The organism is Desulfosarcina ovata subsp. ovata (assembly GCF_009689005.1).
Lineage (GTDB): Bacteria > Desulfobacterota > Desulfobacteria > Desulfobacterales > Desulfosarcinaceae > Desulfosarcina > Desulfosarcina ovata.
In genome coordinates this window covers 6,913,740-6,927,886 of the sequence record NZ_AP021879.1, presented here as the reverse complement: position 1 = coordinate 6,927,886, position 14,147 = coordinate 6,913,740, and the positions used below count along the sequence as shown (strand labels likewise).

General features: G+C 43.3%; 12 protein-coding genes. 10 read left to right on the top strand and 2 right to left on the bottom strand.

Annotation, left to right across the window (positions count from 1 at the left end):
• Positions 1-308 precede the first annotated feature (308 nt).
• Both GN112_RS30365 and GN112_RS30360 read right to left on the bottom strand, forming a co-directional pair.
• Entirely contained in the window at positions 309-701 is a 393-nt protein-coding gene (locus tag GN112_RS30365; protein ID WP_155313574.1) for a type II toxin-antitoxin system VapC family toxin, read from the bottom strand.
• Entirely contained in the window at positions 698-970 is a 273-nt protein-coding gene (locus tag GN112_RS30360) for a type II toxin-antitoxin system Phd/YefM family antitoxin (RefSeq protein ID WP_155313573.1), read from the bottom strand. Before GN112_RS30360 ends, GN112_RS30365 begins: the two co-directional genes overlap by 4 nt.
• Positions 971-1,203: 233 nt before the next feature.
• Here GN112_RS30360 and GN112_RS30355 point away from each other — a divergent pair, with 233 nt between their 5' ends.
• The 10 genes from GN112_RS30355 (at position 1,204) to GN112_RS30310 (ending at position 14,130) form a co-directional block, all read left to right on the top strand.
• The gene (locus tag GN112_RS30355) at positions 1,204-2,370 is read left to right on the top strand and encodes a GDP-L-fucose synthase family protein (protein ID WP_155313572.1); all 1,167 of its coding nucleotides are present in this window, start codon (positions 1,204-1,206) and stop codon (positions 2,368-2,370) included.
• 396 nt (positions 2,371-2,766) lie between these two features.
• Complete coding sequence (gene cysC, locus GN112_RS30350) at positions 2,767-3,375, top strand: adenylyl-sulfate kinase (RefSeq protein WP_155313571.1); 609 nt, start codon at positions 2,767-2,769, stop codon at positions 3,373-3,375.
• A 127-nt stretch (positions 3,376-3,502) separates the two neighbouring features.
• A complete protein-coding gene (locus GN112_RS30345; RefSeq protein WP_155313570.1) occupies positions 3,503-5,065 on the top strand; it encodes an exosortase C-terminal domain/associated protein EpsI in 1,563 nt (520 codons plus the stop codon).
• 320 nt (positions 5,066-5,385) lie between these two features.
• Positions 5,386-6,429, top strand: a complete 1,044-nt coding sequence (locus tag GN112_RS30340; RefSeq protein WP_155313569.1) for an acyltransferase family protein — start codon at positions 5,386-5,388, stop codon at positions 6,427-6,429.
• 565 nt (positions 6,430-6,994) lie between these two features.
• Entirely contained in the window at positions 6,995-7,864 is an 870-nt protein-coding gene (locus GN112_RS30335) for an O-antigen ligase family protein (RefSeq protein ID WP_162459185.1), read from the top strand.
• Positions 7,865-7,934: 70 nt separating this feature from the next.
• Positions 7,935-8,975, top strand: a complete 1,041-nt coding sequence (locus GN112_RS30330) for a formylglycine-generating enzyme family protein (protein WP_155313567.1) — start codon at positions 7,935-7,937, stop codon at positions 8,973-8,975.
• Between the two features lie 23 nt (positions 8,976-8,998).
• A complete protein-coding gene (locus GN112_RS30325; protein WP_155313566.1) occupies positions 8,999-10,195 on the top strand; it encodes a Coenzyme F420 hydrogenase/dehydrogenase, beta subunit C-terminal domain in 1,197 nt (398 codons plus the stop codon).
• The gene (locus GN112_RS30320) at positions 10,188-11,522 is read left to right on the top strand and encodes an oligosaccharide flippase family protein (protein ID WP_155313565.1); all 1,335 of its coding nucleotides are present in this window, start codon (positions 10,188-10,190) and stop codon (positions 11,520-11,522) included. The genes GN112_RS30325 and GN112_RS30320 overlap by 8 nt, the downstream gene beginning before the upstream one ends.
• Positions 11,519-12,844: a polysaccharide pyruvyl transferase family protein gene (locus GN112_RS30315; protein WP_155313564.1), complete on the top strand. Its 1,326-nt coding sequence runs from the start codon at positions 11,519-11,521 to the stop codon at positions 12,842-12,844. The genes GN112_RS30320 and GN112_RS30315 overlap by 4 nt, the downstream gene beginning before the upstream one ends.
• Complete coding sequence (locus tag GN112_RS30310) at positions 12,841-14,130, top strand: polysaccharide pyruvyl transferase family protein (RefSeq protein WP_155313563.1); 1,290 nt, start codon at positions 12,841-12,843, stop codon at positions 14,128-14,130. Before GN112_RS30315 ends, GN112_RS30310 begins: the two co-directional genes overlap by 4 nt.
• The last annotated feature ends 17 nt before the right edge of the window (positions 14,131-14,147 follow it).

Below are 14,147 nucleotides of genomic sequence, written 5' to 3'. Positions count from 1 at the left end.
CCGTGAACATCAGGCTATGTTATCGATTTTTTCAACCGGCAGCGGTTGATTATTTTGCGATGAAAATTGATGATGTCTTTAATGGAAACATGCTTTTAACGTAGTGGGTTTAACGATCTTGGTAAACGCATAAAATCATGCCCGTCCCCCACGTCCCCCAAGCTCATGGTGGATGCAGGCATACTGGTGTTCGCCCCCTATAAGGATAGCCGGCGATTCGTGCGGGAATTGATGGCCGACTGGTCCTCTTTCGAGTGCTATGCCAAATCCGCTACCAATAATAAGGGTGCGCGCCCACGCCCCTTTGTTTACCATAAAGTTTTAACGTGTGGATAGGACCGGATTTTTTTATCGGCCGTCAGGATCGTAAAGTTGTTCAGGCGTGCAGTCGCTGCGATGATTCGATCAGCGGGGTCTGCGTGAAAAGCCTCCGGCAGAGAGTAAGCCTCTTCCATGATTTCAAGGCTTATGTTTTGAACCTGCCAGCAATTCAGGTCGATATAGTGCCTGAACCAATTTTTCCAGTGACGATCAATGACGATACGCTCCCTCTCAACCGCACAGGCAATCTCCGCCGCGCTGATCACCGAAACGTATACTTCAGATTCTTCGGCAGCCAAAAGCAGTCTCGCATTCTTGGAAATAGCAAGTGGTTCTGATACGGCCCAAATAATGCAGCAGGTGTCCAGCAGGATCTTCATTTTTTCAACATATCCCAGCTTTCTTCAGGGATCATCGGTTCGGTCAGGTCGCCTTTCACCTCAACGGTCCCCAAGCCGCATCCAAGTTGGGTGCAGTTCCCTGTCTTCTTGGGACCGTGAGGAACCAGCATGGCAATCGGGACGTTGCGCTTGCAGATTTCAACCGCTTCGCCCTGCTCCACCAAGCTGATGAATTTGCTGAGATGATCCTTCAGTTCGCCGATATTTGTTGTTTTCATAGCCAACATATAGGCCAAGAACTTGGCCATGTCAAGCGTCAATCCGAAGCAAATCTCGGTAAAACCGAGTTGGAGGTTGTTGCCGAGGAAATAGAGAAGGGAAATGAAATAGTGAAGGCTTTTCGGATTTGAAAATTGGCATGAATAACCCGCTGTTCCCCTTCAACCGCTAATTGATAACTGTTTATTGATGGGAAACCGAATATCTGAAGAATGTCCCCGAGTCCCGTTGAGGTAAGGTGCTCTGAAGGTAAGTAATCATAATGAATAAATCATCCAAAATATTCATCGCCGGGGCCGCCGGCATGGTCGGCAGCGCCATTGTTCGCAAGCTATTGTCCATGGGCTATACCAATCTTTGTGGCAGCTATCATTCCCGAAAACCCGGTGGAGACAAGTTGCTGACCGGCAGTCTCGAAGCATTGCAATCGGTAAAACTGGACCTGACAAACCAATCTGCCGTAGAGCGTTTTTTTGCCGACGAGAAACCGGCATATGTTTTTCTCGCGGCGGCCCGTGTGGGCGGTATCCATGCCAACAACACCTACCCGGCCCAGTTCATTTACGATAATCTGACCATTCAGGGTAATGTCATCCATGCGGCATATCAGGCCGGTGTGGAACGTCTGTTGTTTTTGGGGTCGTCTTGCATCTATCCCAAAATGGCACCCCAGCCGATGAAGGAGGAACATTTTCTCACCGGTCTGATAGAGCCTACCAACGAGCCTTACGCCATTGCCAAAATTGCCGGCATCAAGATGTGCGAATCATACAACCGGCAGTACGGTACTCGCTTCATGGCGGTGATGCCCACCAACCTTTACGGCATCAACGACAATTTCAACCTCGAGAATTCCCATGTGCTGCCGGCCCTGATCCGTAAATTCCATCTGGCAAAGCTTGCCTTTGAAAGCGATTGGGATGGCATTCAGAAAGACGAGGCCTGCTTCGGAACCATACCGGACGACATCAAAGCGTCCCTTGGAATTCATGGTGTCTCCGGCCCAACCTCCACTTCGTCCTCAGCACTCAGGCCTCAGCACTCGCCCGACCTTCCGCCCGCGGCAGTTACCATCTGGGGCACCGGCTCCCCCAAGCGTGAATTTCTGGATGTGGACGATATGGCTGGCGCCTGTGTCCATATTATGAACCTTGATGAGAAGACCGCCGCGGACGAACTCCTGAATTACCCGCGGCCCTGTTTCGTCAACTTGGGTACCGGTGTTGACTGTACCATCCATGCACTGGCAAGCACCGTACGGGATGTGGTCGGATACAAGGGCGAGATCGTTTACGACCGCACCAAACCGGATGGCACGCCGCAGAAACTGTTGGATGTGTCGCGCCTGTCCGGGTTGGGCTGGCGGGCATCGATCAATTTGGTAGATGGTATTCGACGCACCTACCAATGGTATCTGGGGCAGTACTGATAATTGATGTCCGACGGTTGCCAGGATGTCGACGGTTTGGGGAAGATCGATGGAAACTGAACGATTGTGCCGACCCGGCAATCGATTTTCTTAACCGGTAGCGGTTGATAATTTTGCGTTGAAAATCAATTTTCCTCTTTATCCATAGTGAATATAAATAATTAAGATGCGCCCCCTCGCCCCTCCCACCAAATCATAATCCCCTTCAATTTAATGCCACGCTAACAACTCTTGCGTATATGATTCGGGTCCTTGCCCATCTTGTTGTCCGAGCTGGAGGTGTAATTCAGGCGGCGGAGCTATATTTAAGCTCAACGTCCAAAGGTTGAAGCTGAAACCGGATTGATTGTTGGCGGATAAACTAACTGAACCCAGGCAACCCAACGAATCGAACCAATGAAACTAAACCCTGACATCGTACCCTTCGATCCGATCATCACCCAACAGGATCGCCATGTGATGAATGCCCATAAAAGTGGTCTGGTCTGGTTTTCCGGCCTTTCCGGCAGCGGCAAATCCACCCTGGCGCACCAGGTCGAGGCGAAACTCTACCAGAAGGGTGTTCGCAGCTACGTGCTGGACGGCGACAACGTCCGTAGTGGACTCAACGCCGACCTGAGCCTCAGCCCGGAAGGCCGCAAAGAGAACGTACGGCGCATCGCCGAGGTGGCCAAACTCATGGTGGATGCGGGAATCCTCGTATTCGCCGCCTTTATCGCCCCTTACGAGGAAAGCCGGCGATTTGTTCGCGAATTGATGGCCGATTGGCCCTATTTCGAATGCTATGTCAAATGTTCCCTTGAAGTCTGCGAGCAGCGCGATCCCAAGGGGCTGTATCGCCGTGCCCGACAGGGAGAAATTAAAAACATGACCGGCATCCAGGCACCCTTCGAAGAACCACAACATCCGAATCTTGTGGTTGAAACGGATCAATGTGAATTGAACTCCTGTGTCGATCAGGTGATTGATTTTCTCAATCGGCAGCGGTTGATCATTTTGCGGTGAAAAACCGTTTTTCGCTTTAGCCACCAAAGAATAATCAATATTTAAGATGTGCCCCCTACTTCCTCTTAATTTGTCAACAACTTCCCCGACTTTCTAAGCCATTGCGGATCATCAATAACAGCTAACCATGGATAAAATGAAACATAAAGCAATGATTCAGGCAGGTTTACTACTGGCACTCTTCATCCTCTGCTTCTGGGGGACGCTGGAAGGGGTCGTTCACACTTGGATGGCCAACGATGATTATTCGTATGGATTCCTGATACCAATAATGGCCGGCTACTTCATCTGGGAGGACCGCAAGCAGTTGCAGAAAATCCGGGTTTGTCCAGATTTCCGTGCATTGCCGTTTCTGCTTTTCTTTCTGGTATTTGCCATTTACGGCATCCTGGGCTCCAGCTACTCTGCCGTAAGACCGAGTATTCCCTTTATCCTCATTTTCATAACCCTGCTTTGCTTCGGGATGGACGCTTTGAAAAAGTTGTGGCTCCCTTTAGGATTCCTCATCTTTATGATGCCAATTCCTGGCGTAATGAATCGCTATTTAGGCGGGCCCTTGAAGCTCTTTTCTTCGAAAATTGGAGCCGAGATCATTCGGTTGTGGGGAATCAGCGTACACACCGCCGGCAATATCATTGATTTAGGATTCACGCAACTGCAGGTGGTGGATGCATGCAGCGGCTTGCGGTTTCTTTTCCCCCTCATCGCCTTAGGTGTGGCCTATGCTTATTTTTTCCAGAAATCTCCCTGGAAGAGAGGGATTTCGGTACTGGCCACCATTCCTATTTCCGTCCTGACCAATGGACTGAGGGTAGGTTTGACAGGAATCCTGACCGAGGCCTGGGGGTCGAAAGCGGCTGAAGGATTTTTCCATGCCTTTGAAGGCTGGGCCATTTTCATGGTCGCATTTTTGTTCCTGTTTGCATTTGGATGGTTGCTGCGCTTTTTGCCCGATAGTGACTGGCCATTTAAAAAGAATGAAGATTCACAAAGCCCAAAGCAAGGGCCCCAAACCATAAAAAACAACACGGCCGCATTTATCACTGCCTGCACCCTACTAATTGTTGTAGGCGGACTTTCCTGGAGTACCAGCGCGTTGCCCGCGATTACAATCAAAGGGGGCTTGGAGTCTTTTCCACTGAAAATTAAGGACTGGCAAGGCCATCAGGATTTGATTAGCAAAGATATTGTGATCGCTTCCGGTGCGGAAGAGTCTTTCCATGCCAGTTATAAAAATAGCAGGGGTGAAGTAGTGCATCTTTACTTGGGGTATCGGAGCACACCTTTTTTGGAGAATGAGAACTTCTTCCACACGCCGGAATCCTGCTTTCCTTCTTCTGGCTGGAAAATTCTTGAGAAAAGCACATACGACTTCAAACAACCTCTAAATTTCGGTGATATGTGTGCGACCCGCATGGTAGCGGAAAAAATGGGCAGCAGAGACCTCATCTTTTTCTGGTTCCAAACCAACAGAGAGGCAACCCACAGCAAAAACATAAACCGGTTGCACCTCGCATTACATGCCTTGAAAAGGGACAATACCCATGATCTCTATGTTCGGCTCATTACCCCCGTAATCAATGGGCGTGAAAATGAAGGTGAAGAGGTTCTTGAGAGGTTTGCCAAAGATTTTTCGGAGGCTTGGGAGACTTTTTTCAAAAAGAACAGAATTATCGGAAGCAACTCTTAAATACAATTCTGCTTGTAGCTAAAACTATAATAATTGATATTAAGCAAAGCCAACCGTGTTTAAAATGCACTGTGTCTATCTGCAACGTCCACATACCGAAACTTTGCTCCAAACGACATCGAATAAGCAAAAACCTCGCACTCGGTTGACTTAGTCCACAACACCCCCGACGCGCAGCGCGAACGCAATGTCGTGCGCTTACTATGATTGCAGCAAGCGAAACGTTTGTATAATTTTTCAACAACGTCCCCATATTCCCTACTATGATTGCAGCAAGCGAAACGTTTGTATAATTTTTCAACAACGTCCCCATATTCCCTATGAACAAAAGATTAAATCATCTTGATGTCGCAAAAGGGATTGGAATTATTTTGGTTGTCTACGGCCATGCGGCAGTACAATTGGCAGGGTCTCCTGTATATGAAAAATATTTTGCGACTTCGAGTAAAGTTATTTTCTCTTTTGTGATGCCATTATTTTTTATCATATCAGGAGCCTTCCAGCGTATTAAGTTAAGTTCGAAGACCTTTGACAGAAAAGAGTATTTAGAAAAAATCACAAAATCAATATTAATGCCATTTTACACTTTATCTGTGGTGTTCATGCTCGTAAATTTTGTGGTCCATAACATTATTGATGTGCCATCAGTAAAAGAAATGGTATACGCTTTGTTGGTTGAACAATCGAATGGTGATTTACTTCCATCAGGTGTTCTATGGTTTTTGTTCACTTTGTATTTATTCCAAATGGCAACTTATATTTTCAATAAAAAGCTGAATATAAATGTGTTTTACATTATCATTATTGCGATAATTATTAAGTCTGAACTAAACATTCTTGGTGATAGTCATTTCTTGGCCTTTGACAGATTTTCTAAGTATTTCTTATATTATATCTTTGGGTATTCTTTCTACGAAATAATTGCCATTACTCCTGCTAAGGGAACCCCCTATCTATTCGCACTTTTACTAACTTATTTGGCTGGGTTTTACATTAGCAGTACAGTCCATCCCGATGGATTAGCACGCTATCTTTCCATGGTAATTGATACATTAGGTATTTGCGGGATCGCACTTTCATTGCTTATCATAGGATGGTCTTATGTGGTTTCCTCAAAAGTTTCTAAAAATACTGTTGTGAAGGTACTTTCTTATTATGGAGCTTTTTCAATTATGGTTTATGTTTTTCATATGCCTACCTTTACAATTATGAAAAAGACTGCTTCTTTGATGGGGGTAGGTTCGAATTTTTTATATCATTTACTTTTATTTATACCTGGTATTTTGCTGCCGTTATATTTTGGGAAATTATTGTCTTACAATAAAGTAAGTTATATGATGTTATTAGGCCGATCTCCAAAATAATATGCAGGCAAGTCTATTATTTGGATTAGTATTAGCGACCTCTCCGCAAGCAGCGAGGTGTCAGGACCGTAAAAGGATTTAATCAATTTAACGCCGCAGCGTAGCGGGGTATTATACTCGCGCTTTGAAATTAAGATGCCAAAAACATCTAAATGGTACACTAACAAAAAAGATGAATACGACGATAGCAACATTAATATGCTTTGTAATAGTGCTTGTTATGGGGGCAATGTGGAAAAACCCTGTAAATGTAATATGTTGTTATTTATTTTGTAGGCCGCTTGTCCAACCTTTTGCGGAGATGGGGTATACTCTTTTTGCATTAGTACCATTAACGTCAGTGTTTTCAATATACATAATTTTTTATGGATTGGTGCATTTAATAGCAAATTTCAATCTTCTGCGCACCAGAAATACATTTTTGCTTTTCTTTTTGTTTTTTTGCATGGTGTTCAGCACATTATTTTCAATAAATTATTTCGTATCCATTTCCTTTCTCATTAAATTTCTCTCATACATTTTTTTATACTTGATAGTATTTAGTAGCATAAAAAAGGATTCTGATTTGCATAGAATACTTTATGCTATCCTTATCAGCGCGACCGTTGTGATGCTCTACGGGTACTATCAATATTTCATTAGCGGTGTGAATGACTTGGATGGACGAAAGCGTATAGCAAGCTTGCTCGGCCAATATAACGCATATGGGGAATACCTGGCAATTGCAATTTGCGGTACTATTATTTTATTCTCATCAAAATCGAAATTGAAAAAACGGTATTTCATTTATCCGATCTTTATATCTCTGCTGATTTCTCTTTTTTTATCACTTAACAGAGGTTCTTGGATAGCAATTTTTCTTTCCTTATTGCTTGGCGCTTTCCTATTTAGAAAACACATAAATGTAAAGTGGGTTGTTTGCGGAATCATTATTATTTCAATCGCATTTTCTGGACTTATTATTAGTAGATTTTCCGAGTTAAGTGAAAGTGGCAAGTTCCATAGCAAAAATACTTTTTTCGGCCGCATGGAGCATTGGGGCAATGCATTGCCATTAATTATAGCCCGCCCTTTACGCGGGTATGGTACTGGAACATCTTATTTGGTAATGGGCGAATATGGAAATAAAATAATGGCAATGCACAATGACTACTTGTTGCTGTTTCTTGAGTCAGGTGTAATTGCCCTCTTGTTTTACTTGACATTTCTTTTAAGGAATCTTCTATATTTTATAAGGTATCGGAGCAATATTCCAGAGTTAAATTTTGCAGTATTTACCTGCTGTACATATTTACTTATAATATCAGTGGTTCAAAACATTTTAAACAATGTAACTGTTTTTCCAATGTATCTATGCATAGTAGCATCAGGAATCAAATTGAATATGCTATATATCGAAAACCGCGATAGCAGGAGGATTCACCTCAAGAGTTAACTTGTAAAATACAACCGGTCCCTTAACAAGATTTTCCTCGTATATCATAATCGATAGTTGTTTTTGTAATATGAATGAATTGAACAAAAAATTGAAAAGCTTAATGAATAAGAATAATATTATACCTATGGGTGCCTTAGTAGCCATTGTTTTCATCATTCTTACATTTTTATTTTGGGAGAATTACAGGAAAAATCATCGAGCACAAATTATTTCTATGAAATATCCTAATGTTTCGTCTGTCTCCCATGAAAATCTTTCCTCAACAAAGTGGATTGAGAATAAAACGGGGATTGATTTTGTATGGATTCCATCTGCCCCGTTTGACGGCGATAGGGGAGAGAGTAAAAAAAATGATATTAATGAACTATATATAATGTCACATGAGGTAACCATAAAACAGTTTAGATTCTTTATAAATTATACGAATTATAAAACCACTGCCGAGGTGAAAGGTTGGTCTCTTTTATATGATAAAAGTAAAGGAAAATGGGTTAAGAAAAAGGAAGTGACATGGAAATCACCGGGATTTGAATCCGACGAGAGTCATCCGGTGGTGCACGTTTCTTATCACGATGCATGTTCTATGGCTAAATGGCTTTCAAATATTTATTCTGCAAGCTGTCTATTTCGTTTACCGACAGAAGCTGAGTGGACAAATGTATGCTGCTCTGGTTTTGAAAACATACCGGATTTCAGCAAAGATAATATATGCGATTACGCAAATGTCCATGATTTCCGGTCTCTTCAAGATAACGGGCTGTCATTTCCTAATTTTAATTGTGATGATGGGTTTCCTCTTACTGCTCCGATAAAATCATTTAAACCTAATTTGTTTGGGATTTACGATATGATCGGTAATGTATGGGAATGGACTTTAGATGATTATTCTAAGTATATATTATATCCTATCTCCTCCGTGAAAAATCCGCTTGTTACGTCGTCTGTAAACTCTCAAAGCGTTTTGCGTGGCGGAGGGTGGCCAAGCACTCCTAAGGGTGCGAGTTGTGATTATCGCCTGCATAGAGAAAAAGATAGAACTAACTGCGACTTGGGTTTTAGACTGGTTATGATACCACTAACAGAATTTCCCGTAGTCCCTGTTAAGTAGTAAATATAAAATTTAATAAGACTATGCTTTATTTTACGCAAAAAGTTATTCGGTTCGATAAAAACAGGTGCTGTAATTGTGGCGCGTGTATAGCTATATGCGAAAAAAAAGCTATTTCAGCGATAATAGATGAAAGGGGACTTGCAACAATTGCAGTTTCAAAAGATAGATGTATTTTGTGTTTGAAATGCGTCGCAGTGTGCCCGGCTCACCAACTTCCAAAATTAAAGATAGGAGAGGGGATTTGGAACGGGATAAAGGATTCCGGTTTTGCCTGGCATGCGGATCATCAAGTTCGGAGAGATGCTTCTTCTGGAGGTGCGACCAGGACGATTTTGTCCGGGTGTCTGAAGGATAAGAAATGTGAAGCTGTTTATACGTTGATGAGAAGATCGCGTTACCCATGGGCAGAAGGCGAGTTGATGGAAGGGGAGCTTGATATTTCACAAGTGGCGCCGTCCATGTATCTTCCGATCCTCGCAATGAAAAATCTGCGGCCAAAACAAAATGTAGAATCGATCGCGATTGTGGGAACGACCTGTCAACTCCTGGCGGCCTCCAAATTGTTAAAAGGCCGTGTTGACAAAATTATCCGCATTGCGATCTTTTGCAAACAGCAAAAGCACCTCGGATTTACGCATTTTATTAAAAAACGTTTGCGAATAAACACAAACGAACCTGTTGCCGAGGTGGAATACAGAGGCTCGGGCTGGCCGGGCAAGATGTCAATCAATAAGCACTCTTTAGATTATGAAATGGCAGCTGCCATTCCTTTTGGTAAACGTTTGTGGTGTCTTCCGGCCTGCAATTTTTGCCCAAGTCCCTTTGGTTACAAAGCAGATCTCACGCTTGCAGATCCGTGGGGCATTGAACCCTCTGAAGGATCCGGTAAAACAATGGCAATCGCCTGGACAAGTCTTGGTCAAGAACTGTTAAGAAACACGCTGAACCTTGAGTTTAAGCCAGGGCTGGATATCTCAAGCATTAAAGGCTCCATCGACTGGAAAAGCCTCCTGCGGAAAAATGAACTGACCAAATATTACTTGGGGGAAAAAGTACCGATTGCGCTACAGATTGCGGGCCTTTCTGAAAAAGTCCAAACCCGATTCCTGGAACAAGTTTTATCGTCTATCAGATTGCCGGCACTCCTATATAAAGTTATTGCCCACCTGCCTAACCTTCAAAGCATTATTAGCGCACCCAAATCGGTTAATGAATAAATTTAGCTCAGCTATATTTAAGAATCGGATATTATCCGGTCAATCCGTAAAAAATTATCTGTCGGTCCTTTTAGGTATTGGTTCTGCCAGGATCATAGCATTGTTCAACAACGTGCTTATTGCGCGATTTCTGGGCGCTGAGAAATATGGTCAATTCAGCCTTTTTTATGTAATCATGTTGTTTGCCTGGATCGTTCCGCAATCATTGGATACAACTTTTGTGAAATTTGCCAAGGGGCAAACAACATCGGGGGCGATGTCCAATTATTGGCGGGCAAATGTGCAACTCAAGGTGATCTTCTGCCTATCCATTATTTTGATTTCTTACCCGACTGGCCATTTGCTTGCAGATGTGTTCTTCCAGAAGCCCCAGACCGCATGGTTGATAAGTTATGGTCTGGTTTGCGGGGCGCTTCTGTCGATCATGAACAGCGTGGCGAGCTATTTTCAGGTACGTGAAAAATTTGGTTTTTTTGCCGTGATGCAAGGCCTTTATACAGCAACCGTTTGCATCGGCCTGCTCATTTTATTTTGGATCACAAGTATCCGAAATATTGCCTTTGTCGTATATCTTTACACCGCAATTTCAGGGATGATCGGCGCGGCAAGCCTCGCCATGTTACTTGGGACAATTCCAAATTTCTCTATAATCGAACCTGGCATAATCAGAAATATTATTCAATTCGGGAAGTGGATTTTTTTAACGGCGATCGTTTTTTATGCCTTTCCGCGGATAGATGGGATGGTTTTAACTAGATACCTGAGCATAGAAGCCCTTGGTCATTATAGCGTCGCGTCTCAATTAACAATGGCAATAACAGTTGTTACCGGATCACTGAGTGCTGTGTTTTTACCGAAAGCAATGTCGGTTTCCTTGGAACGGGGATCTTTAGCTTCCTACATCAAGGATGCAGTCCGGCCGGTTAGTCTTATACTGGTGTGTATAGTGCTTCTCGAATTCTTCGCTCCTCTCTTGGTTAAAATAGTTTACGGCCCTCAATACACCAACGCAATCCTGCCGTTGCGAATCTTGTTGATTGGGTACATTTTCAGTTCGATTTATTTGCCGCTTTCATTTCTTTATTACACCATTGATTTGCCACAAATTCGTTTTTTTCTTGAAGCAGGGAAGATGTGCATAGTTGTTATCCTGCTGGTACAACTGACACCATTGTGGGACCTGATCGGGACGGCGATCTCTATGTCCATAGCAATGGCTTCAAACGCACTTTTTTCAGGGGTTCTTATTATTTTGTTATTGCGGAATCGAAAACTGCACAGTCGTCATCAATTTGTACCGGCAGATACGGTTGGAAATAAACCATGATAAAAGTTTTGATTGCAGAAGACATACCAAGCCATAACAAGGGGGAAGCCGCACTTTTTTACGGCTTGAAAGAGTCTCTTCGGCCTTACGCGGATACCGATGTCCGCCTGTTCTCCTTGAATCCTGAAATCGACACTCCTAATTATGCTGGAGACGCGGTTGTAGTGAATGCCCAAGGGGTGGTACCGGAACACATTCTGGACGGATATGGCAGCACTCTCAAAAAAATATACAACTACATTAATTTCATCGGAAAACACTTTGCGTTTGGTGTTTTGCATAAATTGTTAAAGAACAAGGCCTTTTGGTTCATGCGGAGCCCCGTCTGGAGGGCGTATGTTGAGGCCGATATCATATTAATGTCACATGATAGTTTCTATACGCCGCTTTATCATGGCATCCAGGCGCTGCTGTTTGAATCGTTAAAAAAGCAGGCGATCATATATGCTGCGACCATAAAACCGGGAGTAAGAAACAGAAAAAATATCAAGGCAAGAATATTGAATTTTTGGAGCTGTTTTACGCTTAAAAGAGTAAAGTACATCACACTCCGGGAAGGCCAATCAAAAACCTATTTGGCAGACATTGGCGTTTTAAACTCCGGCACGCCGGTGACTGTTTATCCTGATTTGGCGTTTCTTGTTAAGCCGATTCCATCAGAAGATGCCTGGGCACTATTGGAAACGGAAGGAATTCCCGAGAATCGACCCTTAGTTGGGATGGCAGTCAGTCAGAGAAAACTCGACTTCGCATTTCCGGGGAGAAAAATGATGAACCGGCGCAAAGAAGCATTGGCGCCAATTGTCGAAACTGTAAACTTTTTAACGGACAAGCTTCATGCAACGGTTGTCTTCATCCCCCACTCCATTGGGCCAACGGAGGTATTGGATGACCGTATTACCGCAAAAATGATAAAAGACAAGGCTCTGAGTCCCGAAAGGATTCATATTGTAAGTAACGAGTATTCATCCCATGAACTTAAAGGCATGGCAGCATGTCTGGACATGACCATCGGCACCCGTCTCCATTTTACAATTGACGCAGTATGCTCGGCAGTCCCCTCATTGCTGATAACTCATGACGGCGACTTCCGATGTCACGGGATAATCGGCGAGATGATGGGAATGCAGGACTATGTCTACAACATTGATAACATCGAGACGGGTGTTTTAATTAATAAAATTTCTTCGCTTTGGCGAAACAGGGAACAGGTGGCTGAAGAACTGAAAAGCAGAATTGTGAAAATTGAAAAAGAGACTTATCTCCATGGTAAAACAGCGATCGGCCTGATAAACGATATTGAGGGCGGGATTCCATCATGAAAATATTAATTATAGAGGCTTATTCCGCTGCCAATATCGGCTCTGGCGCACTTGTTGAAAATAGCGTTCGACTTCTTAAGAAAAATTTTCCTGGAGTTGCTATTGAAGTCTTGGCGCAAACGCCAGAGTCAATCCATAAATTGACGAAATTACCATGTTATCATGAACTTATCTCTCTTCCACTGAACCAAACGCGGTTACGACAGTTGCTTTGGCTTGCAAGAACGAGTTTTTGGATGATGGTTAATTGTCTCGCGGTTGTCTTAAGGAGGCCCCATATTCATGTGCCAGAGACTCTCTATACATTTAACAATAAAACACTTACCGCCATAAAAAAGGTGAAAGAGTCAGACATTATCGTCAGTGTCGGTGCAGAGCGTATAAACGATAACTTTTATAAGGCGATTCTTTTTTCTTTGTACATGTTGTGGATGGTTAAAAGCTACAATAAGTTTCTGATACTATTTCCGCAAACAATAGGGCCCTTCCATTTCAGACTGACTCGCTATTTATCCAAAATAGTTCTTAATAAATGCGACGTTATATATCTAAGAGACAGAAAGTCGAACGAAACTCTCGAAGATCTCGGTGTTACAAAACCCGTGATAGTTGACACTTGCGATGTGGCAGTGCTGCAGGACGCCATATCGGAAAAAAATTCATGGCGACTATTAAACCAGTACGGTTTGAAAAAAGAAGCTCAACCGTTACTTGGGATGTCTGTCATGCAATGGGACTACATCAAGGCCCAAGGGGAAAGTGGTTACGATGATTATAAAAAAGCAATCGCCACAGTTGCTGATCAATACATCGAAGAGAAAGGCGTGCAAATTCTTTTCATTGCCACCAACGTATTAACGGAGGGATGTCGTGAGGATGACTTGGCGACCGCAAAGGAAATAGCTGACCTCATGAGAAATAAGAAGGGCCTCACTATTTTAGAACGGCTGTATACCCCATCAGAGTTAAAGGGAATAATGGGGCTTCTTGAACTTTGCCTTGTAACCCGTATGCATGCATGTATATTTTCGACGGGGATATTTACCCCTACAGTATCCATTAATTATCAGTTTAAGCTTCGGGAATATATGAAGCTTGTTGGACTAGGAGACTACACTGTAGATATAGACATGGTCTCCACTGAGAATGTGAAAGACATTATTGATCGTGGCTGGAAAGATCGGGCTTCCCATAGAAAAATTCTTGAGGACAAAATCAATTATTGGCGCAACAACCTTGAGGGCTCGATGAGCCAATTGCCGTTTCTTTATGCCCAACATCAATAAAGCATGTAGATTCTATA